The organism is Salinimonas profundi (assembly GCF_014750655.1).
GTDB classification, from domain to species: Bacteria; Pseudomonadota; Gammaproteobacteria; order Enterobacterales; family Alteromonadaceae; genus Alteromonas; species Alteromonas profundi_A.
Genome location: NZ_JABBXD010000001.1, coordinates 520,380 through 545,041, shown reverse-complemented (window position 1 = coordinate 545,041; position 24,662 = coordinate 520,380). Strand labels below are relative to the sequence as shown.

Annotated in this window: 18 protein-coding genes; 15 read left to right on the top strand and 3 right to left on the bottom strand. The window is 48.0% G+C overall.

Annotated elements, in window-relative coordinates:
• The first annotated feature begins 90 nt into the window (after nt 1-90).
• From hutC to HHX48_RS02330, 9 genes are all read left to right on the top strand, one after another.
• Nucleotides 91-813, top strand: coding sequence for a histidine utilization repressor (hutC, locus tag HHX48_RS02370; RefSeq protein ID WP_191022029.1), 723 nt, complete (start codon nt 91-93; stop codon nt 811-813).
• On the top strand, nt 810-2,489 hold the full coding sequence (hutU, locus tag HHX48_RS02365) for a urocanate hydratase (protein ID WP_191022028.1): 1,680 nt from the start codon (nt 810-812) through the stop codon (nt 2,487-2,489). Before hutC ends, hutU begins: the two co-directional genes overlap by 4 nt.
• A complete protein-coding gene (gene hutH, locus HHX48_RS02360; protein WP_191022027.1) occupies nt 2,479-4,020 on the top strand; it encodes a histidine ammonia-lyase in 1,542 nt (513 codons plus the stop codon). Before hutU ends, hutH begins: the two co-directional genes overlap by 11 nt.
• 77 nt (nt 4,021-4,097) lie before the next feature.
• Nucleotides 4,098-4,625: an RNA methyltransferase gene (locus tag HHX48_RS02355; protein WP_191022026.1), complete on the top strand. Its 528-nt coding sequence runs from the start codon at nt 4,098-4,100 to the stop codon at nt 4,623-4,625.
• Between the two features lie 778 nt (nt 4,626-5,403).
• A complete protein-coding gene (locus HHX48_RS02350) occupies nt 5,404-6,237 on the top strand; it encodes a PEP-CTERM/exosortase system-associated acyltransferase (RefSeq protein WP_191022025.1) in 834 nt (277 codons plus the stop codon).
• Between the two features lie 84 nt (nt 6,238-6,321).
• Nucleotides 6,322-8,217, top strand: coding sequence for an alpha-amylase family protein (locus HHX48_RS02345; RefSeq protein ID WP_191022024.1), 1,896 nt, complete (start codon nt 6,322-6,324; stop codon nt 8,215-8,217).
• 258 nt (nt 8,218-8,475) lie between these two features.
• Nucleotides 8,476-10,335: a glycoside hydrolase family 13 protein gene (locus HHX48_RS02340; protein ID WP_191022023.1), complete on the top strand. Its 1,860-nt coding sequence runs from the start codon at nt 8,476-8,478 to the stop codon at nt 10,333-10,335.
• 32 nt (nt 10,336-10,367) lie between these two features.
• Nucleotides 10,368-11,831, top strand: a complete 1,464-nt coding sequence (locus tag HHX48_RS02335; RefSeq protein ID WP_191022022.1) for an MFS transporter — start codon at nt 10,368-10,370, stop codon at nt 11,829-11,831.
• Nucleotides 11,832-11,840: 9 nt separating this feature from the next.
• Nucleotides 11,841-13,583: an alpha-amylase family glycosyl hydrolase gene (locus HHX48_RS02330; RefSeq protein WP_191022021.1), complete on the top strand. Its 1,743-nt coding sequence runs from the start codon at nt 11,841-11,843 to the stop codon at nt 13,581-13,583.
• 8 nt (nt 13,584-13,591) lie between these two features.
• On the opposite strand, the gene HHX48_RS02325 is transcribed toward HHX48_RS02330, so the two are convergent.
• A complete protein-coding gene (locus HHX48_RS02325) occupies nt 13,592-14,617 on the bottom strand; it encodes a LacI family DNA-binding transcriptional regulator (protein WP_191022593.1) in 1,026 nt (341 codons plus the stop codon).
• Between the two features lie 225 nt (nt 14,618-14,842).
• Here HHX48_RS02325 and glnS point away from each other — a divergent pair, with 225 nt between their 5' ends.
• Nucleotides 14,843-16,513, top strand: coding sequence for a glutamine--tRNA ligase (gene glnS, locus HHX48_RS02320; protein ID WP_191022020.1), 1,671 nt, complete (start codon nt 14,843-14,845; stop codon nt 16,511-16,513).
• Between the two features lie 73 nt (nt 16,514-16,586).
• Here the strand turns inward: glnS and HHX48_RS02315 are convergent, their stop codons facing one another.
• Entirely contained in the window at nt 16,587-17,330 is a 744-nt protein-coding gene (locus tag HHX48_RS02315) for a YciK family oxidoreductase (protein ID WP_191022019.1), read from the bottom strand.
• 301 nt (nt 17,331-17,631) lie between these two features.
• Between HHX48_RS02315 and HHX48_RS02310 the strand changes: the two genes are divergently transcribed.
• The 5 genes from HHX48_RS02310 to HHX48_RS02290 all read left to right on the top strand — a co-directional run bounded on the left by HHX48_RS02310 (nt 17,632) and on the right by HHX48_RS02290 (nt 23,616).
• A complete protein-coding gene (locus HHX48_RS02310) occupies nt 17,632-20,223 on the top strand; it encodes a VolA/Pla-1 family phospholipase (protein ID WP_191022018.1) in 2,592 nt (863 codons plus the stop codon).
• A gap of 148 nt (nt 20,224-20,371) precedes the next feature.
• Nucleotides 20,372-21,388 carry a protease SohB gene (gene sohB / locus HHX48_RS02305; protein ID WP_191022017.1) on the top strand — a complete coding sequence of 339 codons (1,017 nt, stop codon included), beginning with the start codon at nt 20,372-20,374 and terminating at the stop codon, nt 21,386-21,388.
• 14 nt (nt 21,389-21,402) lie between these two features.
• A complete protein-coding gene (locus HHX48_RS02300) occupies nt 21,403-22,026 on the top strand; it encodes a TetR/AcrR family transcriptional regulator (protein WP_191022016.1) in 624 nt (207 codons plus the stop codon).
• A 66-nt stretch (nt 22,027-22,092) separates the two neighbouring features.
• Nucleotides 22,093-22,851 (top strand): Nif3-like dinuclear metal center hexameric protein, encoded by a 759-nt coding sequence (locus HHX48_RS02295; protein ID WP_223857963.1) that lies wholly within the window; start codon nt 22,093-22,095, stop codon nt 22,849-22,851.
• A 15-nt stretch (nt 22,852-22,866) separates the two neighbouring features.
• Nucleotides 22,867-23,616 (top strand): methyltransferase, encoded by a 750-nt coding sequence (locus tag HHX48_RS02290; RefSeq protein WP_191022015.1) that lies wholly within the window; start codon nt 22,867-22,869, stop codon nt 23,614-23,616.
• Here HHX48_RS02290 and HHX48_RS02285 read toward each other — a convergent pair.
• Nucleotides 23,613-24,611: a 2-hydroxyacid dehydrogenase gene (locus HHX48_RS02285; protein WP_191022014.1), complete on the bottom strand. Its 999-nt coding sequence runs from the start codon at nt 24,609-24,611 to the stop codon at nt 23,613-23,615. The genes HHX48_RS02290 and HHX48_RS02285 overlap by 4 nt on opposite strands.
• Between the last annotated feature and the right edge of the window lie 51 nt (nt 24,612-24,662).

Genomic DNA, 24,662 nt, shown 5'->3' with positions numbered 1-24,662 from the left:
CGTAGGCGAACCGGCAATTAACAAGCTTATACTTGTATATACAAGTTGCTGCAGGTAGAGTAACAATAAATTAACAGGTGGTCACGAGAAATGCAGCCCAGATTTATTCAGATTAAAGCCGCTCTCATACAGCAAATAGAACAGGGAGCATTGTCACCGGGCGATCAGATTGGTTCTGAAAATCAACTGGCAGAACGCTTCAGTGTTAGCAGAATGACGGCAAGACGAGCAGTCTCAGAACTTGTGGATGAAGGCATACTGGCCCGTACTCAGGGGGTAGGCACATTTGTTAGTGATAACCGGCCAATGAGCTCAATGCTCACTATTATTGGCATAAAAGAAGAAATAGAAAGCCGTGGCCATCACTACAGCAACCAGATTATCAGTCAGAATGCCTGTGCAGCCGATGCAATACAGGCGCGTCACTTTTCGGTGGAGCAGGGCGCCAGTTTGTTTTTTATTCAGCTGGTCCATTTTGAAAATGCACAGCCGGTGCAGTTAGAGTCAAGGCTGGTCAATCCGGTGCTGGCGCCCCTGTTTTTAGAACAGAATTTTACAAACATTTCAGTGAATCAGTATTTAAATCAGGTGGCGCCACTCACCGAAGCTGATCACAGTGTGGAAGCCATACTCCCTGAGCCACAAGATGCAGCGCTGCTCAATATTGATGTCACGCAGCCCTGTTTATGTATCAGTCGGCGGACGTACTGCGCCAAAGGCATTGTCAGTCTGGCGACACTTACCCATCCCGGACAGCGTTATCGGCTGGGCGCACATCTTAATTTTACCTCCGCGATTAAGGAATCAATATGAACCGTGAAGATGCATCACGCACAATAAAAGCCCCCCGGGGCCCGTCATTAAACGCATTAAGCTGGCAAACCGAGGCTCCACTTCGGATGTTAATGAACAACCTGGATCCGGAAGTGGCCGAGCACCCCCAATCACTGGTGGTCTATGGTGGAATAGGCAGGGCTGCACGTAACTGGCCGGCGTACGATAAAATCGTCGAAACGCTGATGCGTCTGAAAGACGATGAGACGTTGCTGGTGCAGTCCGGTAAACCTGTCGGTGTATTTCCCACCCATTCAAATGCGCCAAGGGTGCTCATTGCTAACTCTAATATTGTTCCACACTGGGCTAACTGGGAGCACTTTAACGAATTGGATCAAAAAGGGTTAATGATGTACGGCCAGATGACAGCCGGTTCATGGATCTACATCGGTTCACAGGGCATTGTTCAGGGAACGTACGAGACCTTTGTCAGTGTCGCTAAAGCACATTTTGATGGCGATGCCAAAGGCCGATGGATTCTGACCGGTGGGCTTGGCGGTATGGGCGGCGCTCAGCCACTGGCTGCCACCATGGCAGGCTTCTCCATGCTGGCTGTGGAAGTGGATGAAAGCCGCGTGGATTTTCGTATCCGGACCGGCTATTTGGATAAAAAAGCTCAATCGCTGGATGAGGCGATCACAATGCTTGAGCAGGCAAAACAGGAAGATAAGCCGGTATCAATCGGTTTGGTTGCCAATGCAGCCGATGTGTTTGAGCAAATTCATCAAATGGACATCCTGCCGGATGTGGTTACCGACCAAACCAGTGCACATGACCCGTTAAATGGCTATCTGCCTCAGGGGTGGACGCTGGCCCAGGCCGCCAAAGCACGCAAGACTGACGAGGCGGGTGTCGTTAAAGCCGCTAAGCAGTCGATGGCGGTGCAGGTTAACGCGATGCTGGCACTTCAGAAAAAAGGGGCGGCAACTCTTGATTATGGTAACAACATCCGACAAATGGCACTGGAAGAGGGAGTCACTAACGCCTTCGATTTTCCCGGGTTTGTGCCAGCGTATATCCGTCCCTTATTTTGCCGCGGTATCGGGCCGTTCCGCTGGGTGGCGCTTTCCGGTGATCCGGAAGACATTTACAAGACAGATGCAAAAGTCAAAGCGCTTATCAGCGATGATGCACATCTGCACAACTGGCTGGACATGGCAAAAGAACGCATTCAGTTTCAGGGACTGCCGGCAAGAATTTGTTGGGTGGGCTTAGGACAGCGTCAGAAACTTGGTCTGGCGTTCAATGAAATGGTTCGGACCGGAGAGCTTGCCGCACCGGTTGTGATAGGACGTGATCATCTTGACTCTGGTTCAGTAGCCTCACCTAACAGGGAAACAGAGGCCATGCAGGATGGCTCGGATACAGTGTCTGACTGGCCATTACTTAATGCGATGCTTAACACTGCTGGCGGCGCTACCTGGGTTAGTCTGCATCACGGCGGTGGCGTAGGAATGGGGTTTAGCCAGCACTCCGGGGTGGTTATTGTGTGCGACGGAAGTAAAGAAGCAGACGAACGAATCGCGCGAGTTCTGCACAATGATCCGGCCACCGGAGTGATGCGTCACGCTGACGCCGGCTATGAGTTGGCGCTGCAGTGCGCTAAAGAACACCACTTAGATTTACCCATGACAGGAGTCAGCGATGACAACTAAATCCTTTACACTGTATCCGGGCCAGTTAACGCTTGAAGACTGTCGTCGTTGTCTTGATGAACACATGATACTTACACTGCATGATCAGGCTTATCCGGCTATTCATGCGTCTCATCAAACGGTTAAAAATGTGCTTGAGCAGGGGCGCACCGTTTATGGGATAAACACCGGATTCGGGTTATTGGCAAATACCCGGATAGCCACCGACGAGCTGGAATTATTACAGCGAAGTATTGTGTTGTCTCACGCCGCGGGCATTGGCGAATTCATGCATACCAGCACTGTCCGGTTGATGATGCTCTTGAAGATAAACTCACTGGCAAGAGGTTATTCCGGTATTCGGGCTGAGGTTATAGATGCGTTAATCAGCTTATTTAACCATGGCGTGTGGCCAGCCATCCCTCAAAAAGGCTCGGTGGGAGCATCCGGTGATTTGGCGCCGCTTGCTCATATGAGTGCGGTCCTGTTGGGCGAGGGTGAGGTAATCATTGATGAAAAGCGTTGCTCTGCACAGGAAGGGCTTAAAAAAGCCGGCTTGTCGCCAATTGCACTGGCACCTAAAGAAGGGCTTGCGCTGCTAAACGGGACCCAGGCATCCACGGCATTTACGCTCGAAGGCCTGTTTTACACGCAAAACGCATGGTACAGCGCGGCAGCGATTGGGGCTCTGGCTGTGGATGCAGCCAAGGGGTCCCGGGTACCCTTTGACGAGCGCATTCATGCAGTAAGAGGCCACCAGAGTCAGACTGATACGGCATTTCTTTTCAGAAACCTGCTCTTAACGTCATCCATTGGCGATTCTCATGAAGGATGTGAAAAAGTACAGGACCCGTACTCACTGCGCTGTCAACCGCAGGTAATGGGGGCTGCGTTGCATCAGATTCGCAATGCCGCCGAGCTGCTTATGGTTGAGGCCAATGGTGTGTCAGATAATCCACTGGTATTCAGCGATGATGAAGATATTTTATCTGGCGGTAATTTTCATGCTGAAACCGTTGCGATGGCAGCGGATAACCTGGCCATCGCGCTCAGTGAAATCGGCGCGCTATCAGAACGGCGCATGGCACTGTTAATTGATACTAATCTTAGCGGACTGCCGCCATTTTTGGTTGAAAACGGCGGTGTAAATTCAGGGTTTATGATAGCGCAGGTAACCTGCGCTGCACTAGCCAGTGAGAACAAGACGCTGGCTCATCCGGCCTCCATCGATTCGTTACCAACTTCGGCAAATCAGGAAGATCATGTATCCATGGCGGCGTTCGCCGGCCGCCGGTTGCGAGATATCTTTGAAAATGTCGCGGGTATACTTGCTATCGAGTGGTTGTCCGTGTCACAGGGCATTGACTTCAGACGTCCTCTGGAAACGTCTGAGCCGCTGGAGTCGGTACATGGATTATTGCGAAACAGCGTGCGGTTTTATGATAAAGATCGTTATTTTGCTCCTGACATTGAGGCGGCTGCACAACTTATACGTCAAGGGTCGTTGTGGCGACATGTAGAGCGTATCTGCTCGATCAGCATGACCCGATAAGTGGCATCGGGTGTAAAGTATGACAAGCGATGAAGGTTTTGGCATACTCTGCGCCCGTTTTTTTAATTCAGTAATCTATGAATTCGTATTCCCATTTTTCTGCATGGGGACTTGTCAGTCTAGGTCTGATCAATCCCAAATCAGCCACTAACGTGGCATCCATTCTTCGCGCAGCGGGCTGTTACGGTGCCAGTAGTGTGTTTTATACCGGTCAGCGCTATGGGTATGCTAAGGATTTCAACGCTGATACCCGCCAGATGCATAAGCAAATTCCTACAATCGGTGTCGAATCACTACAAGTGGCCTTACCGAAAGGCGCTACGCCGGTCGTGGTTGAGCTGGTAGAGGGGGCGACGCCGTTGCCAGCATACACCCATCCTGAGAATGCATTTTATGTATTTGGCCCTGAGGATGGCTCTGTCAGTCAGGATATTGTTGATTGGTGTCGGGATGTTGTTTACATACCAACAAATGGTTGTATGAATCTGGCTGCAACCGTCAATGTTTTGCTGTACGACAGACTGGCAAAATCAGAGTTACGGGGCGGAAATAGCCTTATACAGGCCAGTCGCGATATCAATAATCGGACCCGGGTAAAAAACTGACGGCAAACTGTTGCCAGTATATATATGTTTCATTTTTGCAACACACCGAATTAACACTATGTTTTTAAAGCGATAAATCAGATTATGCTAAGAATATGTACCGTTTTGTGGCAATACTGATAATTTGGGTGATGCACATTTGCAACAAATTTTGCTCATCTAAAGGCATTTTAGATGTCAGCTATCAGATTTCGACATTTTCGGTTCGAAAAGCGCTCATACGATAGAGGTAGTCTTTGGTCTAATTTTACGTCATTCATACGCTGGCTGTCGTTAGCCCACTGTGTAGAATTACGTAGCAAGATTACACCAATGCAATCTTCAGATTTAGAGACGTATCTCTTTGTATAAATGAATAAAAATTAATAAAGTCGGCCTGGCGATGCGCATGGTATAGGTGTTAATGAGAGACCAGAGCAGTCTGAAATAAGTACACAGAACTCAGGTTAAATTTTCAATTATCGTTACCTTTCTACAGTCTGGCACAGATGTTGTAATACAATTCGCACGTGATAATACCTTCCTCAAAATGAGTTTTCTTACGGTTAACACCCGACCTGTTACAGCCAGCGGATCTGAAATATAAGGTTTACTTTAGGTTATTGATCCGGCAGTCTTATCAGCGCGCGAGATCTACGACGATCTTTGTTTGTGCGCAGCAGGGAATCATTTTAAGGAGTGTTTGCAACTGTATAATAACTGAGTAACGGGAGCCAAAGTGAAACGTCGCTTGCTAAATGCTTTTAAAAGAGTACACAAAGTACCAGGAATCAAGCATATGATTCGGCCTGTAATACGTCGCAAAATGAATAAAGTCATTGACGCCGCTGCTGATCATTTCTTTGAACACTTCACACTTGTCGTTGCCAATGATGAAAATGAACAACGTACGTGCTTCAAAACCCGTCACCAGGTTTATTGTGAAGAGATGGGATTCGAGCCACCCAGAGCATCGAAAATGGAAGTTGATGAGTTCGATGAGTTTGCGTTGAGTTGTTATATCAAACACAAAGCGACAGGCGATTGTGCCGGTACTATTCGTCTGGTTATGCCCCAACACCCCGGACAACTACTGCCTGTTGAGCAAAATTGTCCGGAAGCAATCCGGATGGATGAGCACAGCCCACAGCGTTACCCTCGTTTTCAGGTGTGCGAAATCTCTCGACTGGCTATTCCTAAACAATTCCGTCGCCGTCATTCTGACAGCAACGTGTCGCCTGTTACAGGTAAGTCATTAAGTGGTGCATTTAAAAGTAATGCGCCTGGCCGTAACTTCCCTTATCTTTCATTAGCGTTGTATTTTTTCGCTGCCAGCATTTGTATACTGCGTGACATCGAAAACGTATATGTAATGATGGAACCGAGACTGGCACGCAGTTTAAGAATGCTGGGTATCAATTTCGAGCAGCTAGGCAATGAAATTGATTATCATGGTAAACGCGCAGCGTTTCAGTTGTCGCCAATGGAGTTCATGCAACAGATTTCACCTGCGTTACAGCGCTTTCAGCGCAAAATTATGAACGAGCTGGAAGAAGTACCGAACTTTGGTGCTATTTTCCGCCACCAGCCTTCTATCTTAACTAAGATTCATGAAGAGCAACGCGCAGCGTAATTCATACTGAATACGTATGCAGGCAATGGGTTAACGTTCTTTTAACAGGTATGCTTTGCCAGATTTGTTAAAAGGACGATATCCATGAACCTACGACTACGACAGCATGTACCGGTTGCACTTGCGCTTATCTCAGGCCTGGTAATGATGGCATGTTCTACCTCGCACTCTGCTGACTATCCATCCGAATCATCCGATTCACGCTATCCAGAACAACAGAAGCCCGTCGTCTATCAGGCATTTACCCGTCTTTTTGGCAATAAAAATTCGACCAACAAGCCCTGGGGCTCAATGAAAGAAAATGGTGTCGGTAAGTTTGCTGACTTCAGCGATAAAGCATTGTCTGAAATTCGAGCGCTAGGCGTCTCGCATATCTGGTACACGGGGGTTCCTCACCACGCTACAAGTACTGATTATACGCAATATAGTATTTCGTTAGATGATCCGGATGTCATAAAGGGCCGGGCAGGATCACCTTATGCGGTAAAGGATTACTATAATGTGGATCCTGATTTAGCGACGGATCCGGCTTTTCGCATGCAGGAATTTGAATCGCTGGTGAAACGTACCCATGCCAACGGCATGAAAGTGATTATCGATATTGTGCCCAACCACGTCGCACGGGATTATTCTCCATTTAAGCTACCAAATGGGATAACGGCGCTTGGGGAGGGGGATGACACCTCGGTCGCCTATCACAGAGACAATAACTTTTATTATGTGCCGGGCTCATCATTTGATGTACCAGCGCACTCTGCTTCTTTTGATCCTATGGGCGGCGCAGAACACCCTCTTGCAGATGGCAAGTTTGATGAGTCGCCGGCAAAATGGACGGGCAACGGGGCACGGTCGGCGCAGCCTGATGTCAACGACTGGTATGAAACCGTTAAAATTAACTATGGCGTCAGGCCAGATGGCTCTTACGATTTCCCGGCTTTACCTGCTGATTATGCAACAAAACCCATAGATGCACATTTTGCATTCTGGCAAGACAAATCATTACCTGACTCCTGGTACAAGATGCGGGATATTGCTTTATTCTGGCTGGATAAAGGCGTTGACGGATTTCGTTTTGATATGGCAGAAATGGTGCCTGTTGAATTCTGGTCATTTTTAAACGCATCGATTAAACACGAAAATCCGGATGCGTTTTTATTGGCAGAAGTATATCAGCCGGATCGATACCGTGATTATCTGCATCTTGGCAAAATGGATTACCTCTACGATAAGGTGGGTTTATACGATTCCATCAAAGACGTTATGCAGGGCAGCAAAGACGTCTCAGTTATCGATAACGCCACAAACGAGGTTTCTGATATCGCCGACAGCATGTTGCATTTTCTGGAAAATCACGATGAGCAACGCATCGCCTCTGCGCCATTTGCCGGTAATGCAGAAAGGGGCAAACCTGCACTGGTGGTCTCGGCGCTAAATAGTCGCGCGCCATTTATGTTATATTTTGGTCAGGAAGTGGGTGAGGATGGCAGCGAGGAAACCGGATTTGGCGATCCGTCCCGTACTACCATTTTCGACTATGCTGGTGTGCCGGCGCATCAAAGATGGATGAACGAAGGTGCATTTGATGGTGGACAGTTAACCGCAAAAGAACAGGCACTGCGTACGTATTATCAGCATGTGTTAACTATTGCAGCATTTCATCCGGCAATGCAGGGCGGCTTTCAATCTTTACAGCAATTTATCAGAACAGCGTCTGATGAGAATTCGACGTATAGTTTCATGAGAACACTAGATAAGGCGCCCCTGGTCGTAATCAGTCATTTCGGTGATGATACGGTAACTGGAGCGGTAGATATTCCACGAAGATTATTTAGCGATAGCGTTGTTGCATCGGGTATTAACATGGTGGATTTGTTAAACAATGAACCTGTAGCTACCCGGGTTGATAATGGGGTGATAAGCATAAAATTTTCACTAGCTAAAAATCAATCGCTTATTCTTTCAACATCGGCTATGAAATAACCGGCAAGTGGTCTGTAACCACTAATATTGCCACTACTTATTTTAAATCAGTGCGTTACGTGGTTACGCGTAACCTGATAGTGTTGTTGTTTTATTCATTGTTTTGCTGGCATTACGCATAGCACCTTACGCTAAGCGCATTAATCAACAGTCGTGAATACGTATGCAAACCCTTGGTAACCACAGGCTGCAAAGGGTAACATCCTGTTAACCTAAAGTGCCGGTAAGCACACACCGGCTTTACAAACAGGATTATTCATGCGAACTACTCGTTTACGATTTCCGGCATGCTTGGCGACGCTTAGCGTCGTGTTTTCAGCGCAAGGCGTTGAAAGCGGTCCCCAGATTTCTCCTCCCAATTGGTGGGCGAACATGGGCGCATCAACATTGCAGTTAATGGTACACGCCCCTGATATCGCGGGTAGCACGGTTTCTGTCGGAGACAGTACATTCAAGATAGACAAGGTTAGTTCATTGGATAGCAAGAATTATCTGTTTATTGACGTTGATACATCTGATTTGATGCCTGGCGATTACGCGTTAACATTTAGTAAGCAGGGTAAGCAGTTATATTCAGCCCTCTATACCATTGAAAAAAGGGCGCACAACTCCGCCAATCGCCAGGGTTTTAATCAAAAAGATACCATCTATCTTGTAACGCCTGACCGGTTTGCCAATGGCGACCCGTCCAATGATTCTGTGTCGGGTCTGCAGGATAAAGCAAACAGAAGCGCGCCTGGTGGTCGGCACGGCGGGGATATTCAGGGGCTGATTGATCAGTTGGACTATATTTCGTCCACGGGCTTTACGCAAATCTGGTCAATGCCTTTGTTGGAAAACGCTATGGATGACCACTCTTACCATGGCTATGCCATCACCGATTTTTACGAGATTGATCCTCGTTACGGTACTAACTCCCAGTATCGGCAGTTTTCCCATCAGGCCGGTGACGAAGGCGTAGGCATCATCATGGATATGGTATTAAATCATATCGGCAGCAACCACCCATGGATGGAAGATATGCCGGCAAAGAACTGGATAAATCACGATGGTCAGTTTTCTCCTACCACCCACCGACGCGAATCATTACATGATCCACATGGTGTGCAAGCGGATCAGCAGGCCTTTAGTGATGGCTGGTTTGTGCCCAGTATGCCAGATTTGAATCAACGAAATCCTTATCTGGCCAACTATCTGATTCAAAACGCAATCTGGTGGGTTGAATACGCGAATTTAAGTGGCATTCGGGTTGATACCTACTCGTATTCTGATAAAGCGTTTCTGTCCGACTGGACAGCCCGCCTGACCAGCGAGTATCCAAACCTCAATATTGTGGGTGAAGAATGGACAACCAATCCGGTCATTACCGCTTACTGGCAGGCTGGTTCTTACCGGGCTGATAATTATGCATCTTCGCTGCCCAGCGTTATGGATTTTCCGCTCCAGGATACACTGGTCAACGCACTGAAAGATAAGGAAACTTGGGGAACCGGTCTTGTCAGTCTGTATAATCTGTTAGCGGGCGACTTTATTTATGGTGATCCTTACAATCTGGTTATCTTTGGCGATAATCATGATATGAGCCGGATTTACACGCAGCTTGAGGAGTCGTATCCGCTGTGGGACATGGCGATGACATTCCTGCTCACGTCGCGCGGTATTCCTCAGGTATATTACGGAACGGAAATTTTAATGGCGAATCCGGACAGCGATGACCATGGGATTATTCGAAGCGACTTTCCGGGTGGCTGGCAGGGTGACAAGGTGAACGCCTTTACACAGAAGGGTCTCTCAGACGAGCAACGCCAAGCGTATAATCGAATTAAATCATTACTGGCATTACGAAAAGACCATCCTGTTGTTGCCACCGGCAAGTTTACGCATTTTGCGCCTGCTGATGGCATTTATGTGTACTTCAGGACGAATGATGCCGGTGAAGGCGCGATGGTTATACTCAATAAAAATAATGAGGTAGCCAGCGTCGCGCTATCACGGTTCGAACCAGTACTGAAACGTTTCTCTACCGCGGTAGGGTGGCAAGATAAACAGTCGCTAAGTGTAAAAAACGCTAAGGTCGATGTTGCACCTCAAAGTGCGACGGTCTGGCTATTACAGTAAACAAACAACAATAACGATAATTAGTGGTAACTATGGACACAAAACAACCGGGATTAAACTTCTGGCAAATCTGGAATGTCAGCTTCGGCTTTTTAGGTGTGCAGTTTGGCTTTGCGCTACAAAATGCCAATGTTTCACGCATTCTTTCTGATCTGGGAGCCGATCTCCACTCACTCTCGTTGTTCTGGCTGGTTGCACCGATAATGGGTTTGATTATCCAGCCTATTGTTGGGGCTGCCTCTGACAGAACCTGGAACCGGCTGGGACGGCGGCGTCCTTATATTCTTGCCGGTGCCATCGCTGCTGCCATCGGTATGTTTCTAATGCCAAACGCGCCATTGTTCGTGGCATTAATGACGCCAATGATATTCGGTGCTCTGATGCTGGCGCTGATGGACGCGTCTTTCAATATCTGTTTTCAGCCGTTCCGCTCTCTGGTTTCAGATATGGTGCCACCCCGGCAACGTAACATAGGCTACTCTGTACAGTCTTTGTTGATAAATATTGGTGCGGTTATTGGTTCAATTTTACCGTTTTTGCTGACCAATGTTATCGGTCTTGAAAATACCGCACAATTGGGCGAAGTCGCACCATCAGTGATGTGGGCATTCTATATTGGCGCAACGGTGCTGTTAGGTAGTGTTATCTGGACGGTAGTACGTACCAAAGAGTACGCGCCCAAAGAATACAATTACTACAAAGATGTCACTGACGAGCCACTGCCAGACACTAAACAAAGCATAGGGCAACGCTTCAAAGCATTCTTACAGCTGGTGGCTAATATGCCCACCACCATGAAACAGCTTGCAGTTGTTCAGTTTTTCTCCTGGTTTTCTTTATATATCATGTGGGTTTATACCACGCCTGCGATTACCCAGCATATTTGGAATGTGGATAAAAAATGGTTCGATCCCGGCTACTTGTCTACGCTGGCGGTCATCCCCCAGGAGATCGTGCTGGCTAAGGGCGCGGCTGGCGACTGGGTGGGAATTCTGTTTGCTGCCTATTCTGTATTTGCGGCTGTATTTTCTGTGTTTCTGGCCCGGCTGGCTGACAAATTTGGCCGTAAGCTGGTTTACAGCTTATCGCTGCTTGCCGGCGGCCTGGGCTATGTCAGCTTTCTGGTGTTCCAGGATCTCACCCCAACCAATGTCGATCTGCTTATTACTGAAGTTACGGTACCACTGGGCGCGGTGAAACTGCTAATCCCCATGATCGGGATAGGTATAGCGTGGGCTGCGATTCTGGCAATGCCCTATGCGATGTTGGCAGGTGCACTGCCACCGCAAAAGACCGGTGTCTATATGGGAATTTTCAATTTTACTGTTGCCGTACCACAAATTGTCGCCGGTTTATTTTCCGGCTATATCCTGTCAGCTGTTTTTGATAACGAGGCAAAATACATCATCGTTGTGGCAGGTGTATCAATGATTGCGGGTGCCATGGCTGTCTTTTTTGTTAAAGAGCCTGATCAACCTGCATCTGGCCAAGAGTAAGGGATGTTTATGTTAAAACGTTTTAGTCGCCATTTGCTTGCGGCAAGTGTCACCGTTGCACTGATTGGTTGTGCCCAGTCATCAAACCATTCACCGGAAAAATCAGTCTCGCAGATAAGCGAGGTTATCAGGGGAACAGATAATCCATTCGCCAAAGAGGCAATTTATTTTGTGGTAACCGACAGGTTTGTCGACGGCGATCCATCTAACAACCATGAAGACCAGGGTGGAGAGCATCCGACCTGGGAGCTACGCCTGGATGGGCCGGAGGGCAAGTTTGCCAATGTTGGATACATGGGCGGCGATTTACAAGGTGTGCTCAATAATGGTGACTATATCAGTGATCTCGGCTTTACCGCGGTCTGGCTAACGCCGGTACTGGATAATCCGGATCAGGCATTCACCGGAGACGAGCCCATCAGCTATGGTGGTCAGTTCAAAGATGGTGGCAAAACAGGCTATCATGGTTACTGGGCGACCAATTTTTATAAAGCCGATGAGCATCTGGTCAGCGAAAACTTATCTTATGCGGACTATACCCGGGCAATGCGTGATGATTACGGGCTGAAGTCTGTGTTCGATATTGTGGCGAATCATGGCTCTCCCAGCTATACCATGCCAGAGGACCAGCCCGGTTATGGTGAACTGTATGATGCAGAGGGTAAGCTGGTTGCAGATCATCAAAACCTGCATCCTACCGAGCTGGACACTGATAAACCTTTACAGGCGTTCTTTCATCCTTATCCCGACTTAGCGAAATTATCTAATCTGAATGAGCACAATCCTGATGTTCAGGATTATCTGATTAATTCCTATTTATACTGGATAGAGCAGGGCGCCGACGCTTTCAGAATTGATACCATCCGGCATGTTTCGCACGATTTCTGGCGCACGATGTCAGATCGAATCCGCGAGCAGCATCCTGATTTTTTCATGTTTGGTGAAAGCTTTGTTTACGACGCAAACTTCATTGCCCAGCACACATTACCCAAAAATGGTGGGGTAAGTGTACTGGACTTTCCAATGCAAAAAGCGATGAATGAGGTGTTTGGAGAAGCGTCAACAGAAGAGGCATCACAACAGGAAAATAACGCACCTGAGAGTAAGGGTTATGAAAAATTACGGGACGTGCTGTTCCTGACGCACGGGCCGTATGCGAATCCCTACGAGCTCACGACTTTTTATGACAACCATGATATGCCGCGCATGCAGGCCAGTGACGAAGGCTTCATCAATGCCCATAACTGGTTATTCACTGCTCGCGGTATTCCCGTGGTGTATCAGGGGTCAGAAATTGGATTCATGCGAGGGACAGCTGAGCATGCTGGTAACCGTAACTACCTTGGCCAGGATGCCATCGACAATGCTGGTAACCATGACATTTATAAATCACTGAAAACGATTGCTAATGTCAGAAAGCAAACCCCGGCGCTACAGCGGGGGCTTCAGGTAAACCTGACGTTCACAGAAAATACCGCCGCCTTCTATCGAATCGTGCAGGACGATAACGCCCGGCAAATTGCGCTGGTCCTGTTAAACAAAGGCGATGAAAGTGAACAGATGACTGTTAGCAAGTGGCTGCAGACGGGTGACTGGGAAGAGCAATTAACCGGGCAGCGCCGCACGGTGTCTTCAAACGGTAAACTTACAACCACCGTAGCACCCAACAGTGCCCAGGTCTGGGTGCTAAATGCACCTGTGACACACAGCGGGCTGCTGGAAACAACCCGGCAACAAATGCAACGTCAGTGATGTATCCCTTATTGCGCGCCGCACGAGCGGCGCACGATAAGCTCAGCCGGCATCAGATAATCCTCAACCTCTTCTTTATTGATCGCTTTTATTAATGTATTGACCAGCAACTCTCCGGCTTTGGTCGTGTTTTGACGCACTGTTGTCAAAGCAGGGGTGGTATAACCAGAAATCGGAATGTTGTCATACCCGACCACAGCCACATCCTCCGGTATACGCAGGTTTGCTTCGCGAAGCGCGTCATAAACTCCAACCGCAATTAAATCAGACGCACAGACAACCGCCCGGGGCAGTGGTTTCATATTTAGCATGGATTGCATTGCCGCATAGCCGGAAGGCTCTGTAGAGTGAGCGTCAATTTGACGCTGCGACGCTGCAGACAGGCCATGTTCGTTCAGTGCATCGGTAAACCCCAGATACCGCGCCCGGAATTCAGGAGCATCCTCACCGTTATCGCCGATAAAGGCAAAAGAGGTATAGCCCAGGCCGATTAGGTGGCGAGTCACATCATAACCGCCCTGATAATTATCACAGCCAATGTTTACGCCCGGGTGCGCTTTATCCTGCGCCCCCCAGCGCACGAAATGCGTACCTTGCTCCTCGAGCTGGTCCAGCTTGCTGCGATAAGCACTATAATCGCCGTAGCCCAGCAAAATGATGCCATCCGCCTTATTTGAATCTTCATACTCTGCATGCCAGTCACTTTGCATATTCTGAAACGACACCAATAAATCGTAACCCTGGCTGGCGCTGGCGCGGGTAATACTGCCAAGCATGGACAGGAAAAACGGATTGATCAGTGAATCATCGGTGGTGGGGTCCTCAAACAGTAACAGCGCAAGCGTATTACTTTTTTGTTTGCGAAGATTACTGGCGTTTTTATCCACCTGATAATTCAGTTCCCGGGCGATCTGTACGATACGATCGCGGGTTTCCTGACTGACCAGTGGGCTGTTGTTCAGCGCGCGGGATACGGTAGATTGGGAAACACCTGCCCGGTGTGCAATATCAAAGGAGGTTGCTTTTTCTTTCATAAACACTATTTTTTGATGCGGTGTAGGCACACCCTGTTTTACGCTACGATACCATAAATTCGTCATTTTCCCGCTGTTTAGCGGCCCGTCTGGCGATAAATAGCCGGTAATCGTCGGTATTTTAAGCGTTTAATGCGTCCAGGTGACGAAAAAATATCACCTGTAAAAGGGTGATGTTATACTCGCTTTGTTTCGTTAACTATGTTTATTAAGGGGAATTCGCGAATGGCGGAGACTGAAAATCGTCCGACCAATTTTATCCGGCAGATTATCGATAAAGATTTGGCGTCTGGGTTACACCAGCAGGTGAAAACGCGTTTTCCACCCGAGCCTAACGGCTTTTTGCATATTGGCCACGCTAAATCCATTTGTCTGAACTTTGGCATTGCCGAAGATTATCAGGGCACCTGCAATTTGCGCTTCGATGACACTAATCCGGCAAAAGAAGACATTTCTTTTGTGAACAGCATTAAAGAAGATGTGCATTGGCTGGGATTTGAGTGGTCCGGAGAGGCCCGTTATTCCTCTGATTATTTTGATCGCCTGCATGGTTTCGCTGTCGAGCTGATTGAAAAAGGCCTGGCGTATGTGGATTTTTCCACCCACGATGAAATGCGTGCGCTGCGTGGGACGCTTACCGAGCCAGGTTCCAACAGCCCATATCGTGATACCGATGTGCAGACAAATCTGCAGGAATTCGCCAAGATGGCGAACGGTGAGTATCAGGAAGGGCAGTGTAGTCTTCGCGCGAAAATAGACATGGCATCACCGTTTATGTGTATGCGCGATCCGGTTATATACCGTGTGAAATTTGCTCACCATCATCAAACGAAGGATAAGTGGTGCATTTATCCTATGTATGATTTCACCCATTGTATCTCTGATGCGATTGAAGGCATTACTCATTCTTTGTGTACGCTGGAGTTTCAGGATAACCGTCGTCTTTACGATTGGGTGATCGACAATATCACCATTGACGCACACCCACGTCAGTATGAGTTTTCACGTCTTAACCTTGAATACACGGTATTGAGTAAACGTCGTCTTATTCAGCTGGTGGATGAAAAACATGTCAGTGGATGGGACGATCCGCGTATGCCGACGATCGCAGGCCTTCGTCGCCGCGGTTATACACCGGGCGCCGTGCGCGAGTTTTGTAAGCGTATTGGCGTTACCAAAATGGACAACATGGTTGAAATGGGCATGCTGGAAGCCTGTATCCGTGACGATCTGAACGTCAATGCACCTCGAGCAATGGCGGTATTGGAGCCGGTAAAAGTTATCATTGAAAATCTGCCTGAAGGCAGCAGCGAAACCTTAACCGCCCCTAATCACCCTAATGATGAGTCAATGGGTATCCGTGAAATAACGTTTAGCCGTGAAATCTGGATAGAAGCTGAAGATTTCCGTGAACAGGCAAACAAGAAGTTCAAACGCCTGGTGTTGGGTAAAGAAGTCCGGTTACGTAATGCGTATGTGATAAAGGCTGAGCGTGTTGATAAAGATGATGCTGGCAATATCACAACCATTTATTGTACGTACGATGAACAGACACTGGGTAAAGATCCGGCCGATGGCAGAAAAGTGAAGGGCGTTATTCACTGGGTAGATGCTAACACTGCTGCTCCGGCGCAATTCAGATTGTACGATCGGTTATTCAACGTACCAAATCCTGCTGCGCAGGAAAACTTTGTCAATGCTATTAATGATGCATCACTTATTGTAAAAAATGGCTACGCGGAGAGCAGTCTGGCGCACGCCACCGTGGATGACGGTAACTGGCAATTTGAACGCACGGGTTATTTTTGTTGTGATAAAGACAGCAGTGAAGGTCAGCTTGTCTTTAACCAGACGGTGGGTCTGCGTGACACATGGGCTAAGATCGAGAACCAGTAATTATCTACTCTATGTTCGAAAAAAGGTTACCTGACGGTAACCTTTTTTTATGGAATCATTCAAAACCGGCTTTTTATTTTGGCTGACAGTCCAGTGACTGACCATTTACTGCCAGACTATCGTCACCCATCAGGTATAAATATAACGGCATGATATCTGCCGGTGTTTTCAGTGTCTGAGGATCTTCTGCCGGAAAGGCATTAGCCCGCATATCTGTGCGCGTGCCGCCCGGATTGATACAGTTAAAACGCACATTCCTGTTTTCATACTCACAGGCAAGCACCTGCATCATGCCCTCAGTGGCAAATTTAGACACCGCATAAGTTCCCCAGAATGAGCGCCCTGTTCTGCCAACACTGGATGTGGTAAATACTACCGATGCATGGTCGGCAAGTCTGAGCACCGGAAGTAATTTCTGCGTCATTAGCGCAGCACCGGTCAGGTTTATCTGTATGACATCCTGCCATTCGTCTTCGGGAATATCTTCAAATGCGCTGAGCTGACCAAGCACAGAGGCATTATGTAACACGCCATCAAGACGGCCGAACTGATCCTGTATAGTACGCGCCATATCTTCATAGTTCTTTGCCGTAGCGCCTTTTAAATCCAGCGGGATAATTGCCGGCTCAGCGTATCCTGCCGCTACAATCTCATCATAAACCGCCTCGAGCTTACTGACCGTTCGTCCCAGCAAAATACATGTGGCTCCGAAACGGGCAAATGTTCTTGCTGCTTCAGCCCCAATACCGGCGCCGGCACCGGTAATCAGAATCACTTTTTCACTTAACACGTTTTCTGGCGCATTATAATCGTTCATTCACTCTCCCTGATAAGTAGGTTATAGCGCAAGCATAATACGGGAAACGAATCGATGAAAGCGTATGCCGGTTCAGCGGGTAAACGCGCAGGATTAAGCGCAACGTTAATAAAGAAAATAAAAAGTTAACAAAGTTTTGCAAAGTTGCTGCAAAGTCAATAATATTGCTTAATAATAAACTGGTCTTACATGTTAGAAATCAGATTTGATGTCAGTATCGTTGACTAAGGTGCCTGCCAGCGGGCAGACAGGGTCAGGGGTTTAGACAGACAATAAAAACAATGAGTCATAGGGAGAAACAATGAGAAAACTACTTATCAGTTCCAGTGTTGCCATGGCACTGGGGTTAGCAGGGTGCGGAGGCTCAGGCGAATCAATTGATGATATAGAGGCGGATACGCCCGATCAGACACCCTTTTCCCGTATTGTCTTTGACCCGGCCAACGGTAATTTGAATACGCCGAACGATTTACTTATGCTGCCCGGCGATGATGGATTTTTTGATTATACACTGAATATTCCAGTGGCTGATCCGAATGATTTCAGCGATCCGCGTGCAGCACTCAACACCCTGGATGGCTGGTCAACCCAACATCCGTTTGTCATCGATGTTGAAACCCCAGGGGACACCGCTATTGATGAGTCGACCCTTGGTGCCGGTATCTATATTCATGAAGCAACATTAGGCCTGGATCAGAGTGATCCGGATTGTGCCGCTGCTGAAATCCCATCATCTGGCTGTAAAGTTGGTGATGCGCTGGAACTGGGTACTGATTATGCGCTCAGACTGGTTGATGGCGATACCATTTCGGTGATTCCACTGCGTCCACTGAAATCTGCTCAGGGTTATATGTTGATCATGACCACCGGATTGAAGGATACCAGTGGTAAATCTGTCATGGGGTCGACAACATGGGATCTGGTTAAGCAGGATATTGATACTAAGCCGCTTTCTACCGCGTCGCAGCTGCAGTTGCAAACGCTGGTAAATACCTATGTAACGCCGCTGGAAGAGGCGGGCTTTTCCCGTGAGGAGCTGACATATGTCTCCGCGTTCACGACTCAGTCAGTAGGGCAATCTCTTTCAGCACTTAAAAAGGTGGCTATCTCTACGTATGCAGCGAAAGTCGCTGCGGGCGATCCTACCGCCGGTCAATCTTTACCTGCGCTTCAGGTTAACGATTCGACAGGTGCAACTAATGCTATGGAGGCGTTAAACCTGGTTAGTGACGAGGTGCTTGCCGGCGCGGTTGCTCAGGGCGCCGAAGGATTGGATGAGGCAACGCAAGGTGCGATTCAGGCTACGCTTGAAGCGGGTGGCTTTGACGGGTTACAAACCTGTAGTGGTTTGCTGACTACGGCCGCAGGTGAAATGGCTGCGACCTACGGCGCATTGAACGAATTTGCACAGCCGCTGGCCAGTGGCTTGCTGCAGCAAGTCGGCTCGTTCTGCGCCGCTAAGCATTATCAGGGAAATATTACGCTGCCTTATTACCTTGGCGTACCAACTGAAGAGAACCCCATGGCGCCGGTCAATGAGTTCTGGCATGCAGCCTGTGACAGCGGCATTGTGTTAGGTGCGGTCTCTGATGAAACCAAAGCCGCTGCCGAAGCCGGTCCAAATAATCCTCTGTGTCAGCAGCTTGGTTTGGCTGACCTGCGTGTCAAAGGTGAAAAACTCGATCCTAAGCGTAACGTAACCCGCTTTAATCCTGTTCCTCAGGCAACAAGTATGCAGCAACTGGATGTTCAGGTGACCGTGCCTGATCCTGCGGTGGCAGCAGGACTTGGCTTTTCTATCAGTCAGCCAGAATCAGGGTGGCCGGTCGTTATTCTGTATCATGGCATCACCAGCAAGAAAGAAGACATGCTGGCGATTACCGGAACCCTTTCTCTGGCTGGTATTGCTACTGTCGCTATTGACCAGCCTCTGCATGGCTCGCGTGGCTTTGATGTTGATATGGATGGAACTGACGATATCAATGCTACAACCGTAACCCCGGTTCATTATATGAATTTAGGCAGCTTGCCTACCGCTCGTGACAATTTGCGTCAAAGCGTTGCAGATTTACTAGGGCTTCGCCTGGGCATGAATGCACTTATGGATATGACGACTGACCAGGATGTCAACGTTAACCTGGGTCGTGTGTCAGTGATGGGCGTCTCGCTGGGTGCGATTACCGGCGGTAACTTTGCTGCGGTTGCAAATTCATCAATGGGTGGCGATTTGGCGGCCCTTGATGGTGCATATGCCGTAGATGTTGCGTCTCTGGAATCTCCGGGAGGTGGTCTGGCGCAATTCCTGATTGAGTCACCTCGTTTCGGTCCGCTAATCAAAGGCTTGTTGCTGTCTGAGTCCTCAGAAGAGTTTCAGGGGTTGTTGCAGCAGCTTTACGAAACAACGGATGTTACGCAGGAGCAATTAGTCGCAGCAGTGACACAATTTGAAGCGGCCCTGACGCCAGAACAGGCGGCGGGTGTGCAGGCAACACTGAGTGAGTTCGCTTTTGCTGCCCAGTCAGTATTGGATAAGGGTGATCCTAACAACTACGCCATGACGCTGGGGGAAACAACGCCGGTACACATGATGACTGTTGTAGGTGATGGTAGCGAAGAAAACAAGCCTGATCAGGTGATCCCGGTATCTACCAGTTTGCCGCTGTCAGGCCAGAATCCGTTGGCTCGAATCATCGGGTTGGAGCAAGTAAGCTCGACGGTGACCGGCGATCCGGTTTCAGGTCAGGTTCGCTTTACCGAAGGCGCACACGCATCAAGTCTTAGCCCTGATGCCAGTGCGGCAACCACTGAAGAAATGCAGCGTGAGGTGGCAACCTATATTGCTACTGAAGGTACTGTTATTCAAATCAACAACGAGGATGTTGTTGCCAACTAACAGTTTGATGTTGTGAAAGGCCAGCAGATGCTGGCCTTTTTTATGCGCTAAACAACATCAATGTCGTCACGACAGGTGAACGCTGGTACACTTATGCCAGCAAAATTAACTCACTAAATAAACTGACAATCAGTAGCAGGAGTCAAACTTGGAGTTTCTGTACGAATATGGGCTTTTTCTGGCAAAAGCCGTCACCTTTGTTGCCGCTTTTGTAATTATTGTGGCATCGGTAGTCGGTGCTGCAAATCGTCAAAAGCCTGGTAAGGGCCACCTTGAGATTGCCTCTTTAAACGAACAATTAAAAGACATCACCAATTACGCACGCTCTGTGTTGCTGGATAAAGCGAGCATGAAAAAACTGGCTAAGCAGCAGAAGAAAGAAGCGAAAGACAAGGATAAAGAAAAACAGGATCGGTCACGCTTGTTTGTGATTGAATTTAAAGGGTCTATGGATGCCCATGAAGTTGAACGTTTGCGCGAAGAAGTCACAGCGATCTTGTGTGTTGCCGAATCGCAGGATGAAGTTCTGGTCAAGCTGGAAAGTGGAGGGGGAGTTGTGCATGGTTATGGTCTGGCCGCCGCACAGCTGCATCGTATTAAAGACAAAGGCATCAAACTTACGGTTTCTGTAGATAAAGTCGCTGCCAGTGGTGGCTACATGATGGCGTGCGTTGCCGATAATCTACTGGCCTCCCGGTTTGCGTATATTGGCTCAATTGGCGTTTTGGCGCAGTTACCTAATTTTCATAAAGTGCTGAAGAAAAATGACATTGAGTTTGAACAGCATACGGCGGGCGCTTATAAACGCACGTTAACAGTATTTGGTGAAAATACTGATGAAGGCCGCGAAAAGTTTCGTGAGGAAATTGAAGAAATTCATGTACTGTTCAAAGACTGGGTCAGTGAGCAACGCTCACAAATGGACATAGAGAAAGTCGCCACGGGTGAGTTCTGGCCAGGCGTTAAAGCCAAAGAGCTCGGTCTGGTGGATACTATAATGACCTCTGATGACTATATTCTGTCTGCTTACCCTGACAAAGAAATTTACAGCGTAAAATATTCGCATAAGAAAAATATGGCTGAAAAGCTGGGTATGTCATTTGCCAGCGTGGCACAGCAGCAACTCATGCGGTTGTGGAGCCAAACACGCACCTGGTTCCATTAACCACTGGTTCAATAATGACAAAACCCACCAAAATTCAGATTTTGGATGTGGCTGAAGCCCTGTTTGCTGAGCAGGGCTTCGACCAAACTTCAATGCGTGCCATTACCAGCGGTGCCAGTGTCAATCTCGCCTCGGTCAACTATCATTACGGCAGCAAAAAAAACCTTATCCAGTCCGTTTTCAAACGGTATTTTGATATTCTGATGCCCCGGATTGATGAGACGCTGGATTCACTTCCCTTATCCACCGGCAGACAGGGCATCGTTGAGTTGCTTGAAGCGTTAGTCCCGCCCATGTTGTGTCTCAATGACGTTCGCCCGAATGGTACTGCAACTTTTGTGATGTTACTGGGCAAAGGGTACAACGAGACGCAAGGTCACCTGCGCCGTTTCATTATGGGGCATTACGGCCACAGTGTTACTAAGCTGCTCACTGAAATTCACAGACGACTACCGGATATTCAAAACGATGAACTTTTCTGGCGCTTACATTTTGCCATGGGCGCCTTTGTCTTCTCGATGTCATCAAGCAGTGCATTGACGCAAATTGCCCATTCTGACTTCAATCAGGACGTTGATGTGGTTGGCGTTATCGACCATCTGATTCCTTTTGTCGCTACCGGAATTGCCGGCCAATAACTCCACATTTTCCGTTTACATTTGTTACACTTGCCGCCATAAAATTGCAGGCGACAGGAGCGTTAAATGATCAGCAGAACTGAATTGCAGCGAGTTCTCGATGGCCTACTCAAACCCGCAGATATTAAAGATTATTGTCCCAATGGACTGCAGGTTGAGGGTAAAGATCGTATTAAGCGAATTATTACCGGTGTTACAGCATCGCAACGGCTGATTGATGCGGCTATTGAACAAAATGCAGATGCTATTATTGTTCATCATGGCTATTTCTGGAAAGGTGAAGCCGACGTCATTACCGGCATGAAGAAGCGACGTATAAAGTCGCTGCTGGAAAATGACATTAATTTGTTTGCTTATCACCTGCCCATAGATGTGCATACGACACTGGGTAACAATGCGCAATTAGGCAAATTACTTAACTTTGAAAATGCCCGGCCACACGCTGATATCAGTCCCCAGAGAATTGTTTTCGAAGCACGGCTTGAAACCCCGGTCTCGCAACAGGATTTGGCGGACAATATTCAGGCTGCACTGGGTAAAGCGCCGTTAGTTGAAGGGGATCCTGATCAGCCCATTTCCACTGTTGCATGGTGTACGGGTGGCGGACAGGGCTTCATCGACAGTGTCGCGCAGGCGGGCATTGATGCGTTTATCAGTGGTGAAGTTTCTGAACAGACGATCCATAGTGCAAGAGAGCAGGGCATTCATTTTTTCGCTTGTGGGCATCACGCGACCGAACGTTATGGCGTAAAGGCGCTGGGCGAATTTTTACAGGAAAAGTTCGGGCTGGCGACCACCTTCATAGACATTGATAATCCAGCCTGAGTGTAAATAAACAAAATGAAAGCCACTGACCAGTATTTTGACGGTATTGCCGATAAGTTCGTGCGAAATATTTATGGCACAACCAAGGGGAAACTGCGTCACTTATTGTTACTGGAGTCAATACAGCCGTTTCTGGATACGCCAGCACAGCGGATCATTGAAATTGGCGGTGGTACAGGCATTATGGCCAGGGAGTTGGCCGTTCAGGGGCATCATGTCACGCTGACCGATGCCTCCCGGGACATACTTAACCTGGCGGCTGATCTTTTACATGATTTTCCCCAGGTGGATATAACTCACTGCCCACTTCAGCAAATCCAGCAGCTTGATTCCTATGACTTGATTGTTTGCCATGCTGTACTTGAATGGCTGGCCGAGCCATTTGACGCGCTTCAATTTATTGCTGAAAAGATGCGCCCGGGCAGCCGGTTAAGTCTCAGCTTTTTTAACCGTGATGCCGCGCTTTTCACCAATGCGGTTTATGGCAATTTTGATTATATTGCGCGAGGCTTGAAGGTTAAAAACCAGGTCAGGCTCAATCCCACGAATGCCTTGCGGCCAGTGGATGTGATTAATTTTGTTGAGCAGCAAAATATGACAGTGTTAGCCAAATCCGGGATCCGGTGTTTTCATGATTACATGAAAAACAAACCCGAATCAGACGATATTTTTGAGCAGCTACTGACACTTGAAAGACAATATCGCGCACAGGAGCCCTTTTGCTGGATGGGTAAATATTTTCATCTTATGCTCGAGAAAAACTAAATTACCCGGTTGTTATCACTTAATCTTCCCTGACAGAAATTTACAATATTAGCGAGTGTCACAGAGGCAATCTCTTCCATGGCTTCTCGGGTGAAAAAGCCCTGGTGACCGGTAATCAGTACATTCGGAAACGTTTGCAGGCGCTCAAAAATATCATCGTGAATGATTTCCATCGAATGGTCAGAAAAAAACAGCGATGCCTCTTGTTCGTAAACGTCGATACCCAGACTGCCGATTTTTTCAGATTTCAGGCCGGTAATCATTGCTTTAGTATCAATCAGGGCGCCTCTGGATGTATTAATCAGCATAACCCCATCTTTCATTTGTCCGATACTCTGGCGGTTAATCAGATGATAGGTGTCGTCATTTAACGGGCAGTGCAGCGTGATAATATCGCTTTTACTCAGAATTTCGTGAATTGATGTATAGGTACAGTCAATTGCCAGTGTGCTATCAGGCTGAGGATCATAGCAAAGTACCTCACAGCCGAAGCCCTTTAATATATGGGCTGTTGCCTTACCGATATGTCCTGTGCCGATAACACCTACGCGTTTACCATGAAGGGTAAAGCCCATCAGTCCGTTTAAATTAAAATTTCCCTCTCTGACGCGATTAAACGCACGGTGGGTTTTACGGTTAAGCGTTAACATGAGGGCGATCGCGTGTTCGGCAACGCTGTGTGGTGAATAGGCTGGTACACGTGTCACGCACACGCGGTATTTTTTGGCAGCTTTTAAGTCCACATTATTATAACCAGCACAGCGTAGTGCAATATGTCGTACGCCCAGCTTTGCCAGTGCGCTGACCACAGACTCATCCAGCGTATCATTAACAAATACGCATACCGTATCCAGTCCCTGACATAACGAAACGGATTGCTGGGTAAGTGCGGTCTCAAAATACCGTAATTCTGCACCAGCATGTTGGGCTGCCGCCTGGCTGAGGGTGTCGCGATCATACGCCTGACAGCTAAATACACCAATTTTGCATTGCATACTTGTCATCCAAAGATTGTGTTAGACAAAAAAAACACGACATACTGTCTC

Bases quoted from the DNA above. Each gene is read 5' to 3' on its own strand.
- glnS (WP_191022020.1), top strand. From the start codon at position 14,843: ATGGCGGAGACTGAAAATCGTCCGACCAATTTTATCCGGCAGATTATC.
- HHX48_RS02350 (WP_191022025.1), top strand. From the start codon at position 5,404: ATGATTCGGCCTGTAATACGTCGCAAAATGAATAAAGTCATTGACGCC.
- HHX48_RS02330 (WP_191022021.1), top strand. From the start codon at position 11,841: ATGTTAAAACGTTTTAGTCGCCATTTGCTTGCGGCAAGTGTCACCGTT.
- HHX48_RS02290 (WP_191022015.1), top strand. From the start codon at position 22,867: ATGAAAGCCACTGACCAGTATTTTGACGGTATTGCCGATAAGTTCGTG.
- HHX48_RS02310 (WP_191022018.1), top strand. From the start codon at position 17,632: ATGAGAAAACTACTTATCAGTTCCAGTGTTGCCATGGCACTGGGGTTA.
- hutH (WP_191022027.1), top strand. From the start codon at position 2,479: ATGACAACTAAATCCTTTACACTGTATCCGGGCCAGTTAACGCTTGAA.
- hutC (WP_191022029.1), top strand. From the start codon at position 91: ATGCAGCCCAGATTTATTCAGATTAAAGCCGCTCTCATACAGCAAATA.
- hutU (WP_191022028.1), top strand. From the start codon at position 810: ATGAACCGTGAAGATGCATCACGCACAATAAAAGCCCCCCGGGGCCCG.
- HHX48_RS02335 (WP_191022022.1), top strand. From the start codon at position 10,368: ATGGACACAAAACAACCGGGATTAAACTTCTGGCAAATCTGGAATGTC.
- HHX48_RS02295 (WP_223857963.1), top strand. From the start codon at position 22,093: ATGATCAGCAGAACTGAATTGCAGCGAGTTCTCGATGGCCTACTCAAA.
- HHX48_RS02355 (WP_191022026.1), top strand. From the start codon at position 4,098: ATGAATTCGTATTCCCATTTTTCTGCATGGGGACTTGTCAGTCTAGGT.
- HHX48_RS02345 (WP_191022024.1), top strand. From the start codon at position 6,322: ATGAACCTACGACTACGACAGCATGTACCGGTTGCACTTGCGCTTATC.
- HHX48_RS02285 (WP_191022014.1), bottom strand. From the start codon at position 24,611: ATGCAATGCAAAATTGGTGTATTTAGCTGTCAGGCGTATGATCGCGAC.
- HHX48_RS02340 (WP_191022023.1), top strand. From the start codon at position 8,476: ATGCGAACTACTCGTTTACGATTTCCGGCATGCTTGGCGACGCTTAGC.
- HHX48_RS02300 (WP_191022016.1), top strand. From the start codon at position 21,403: ATGACAAAACCCACCAAAATTCAGATTTTGGATGTGGCTGAAGCCCTG.
- HHX48_RS02325 (WP_191022593.1), bottom strand. From the start codon at position 14,617: ATGAAAGAAAAAGCAACCTCCTTTGATATTGCACACCGGGCAGGTGTT.
- HHX48_RS02315 (WP_191022019.1), bottom strand. From the start codon at position 17,330: ATGAACGATTATAATGCGCCAGAAAACGTGTTAAGTGAAAAAGTGATT.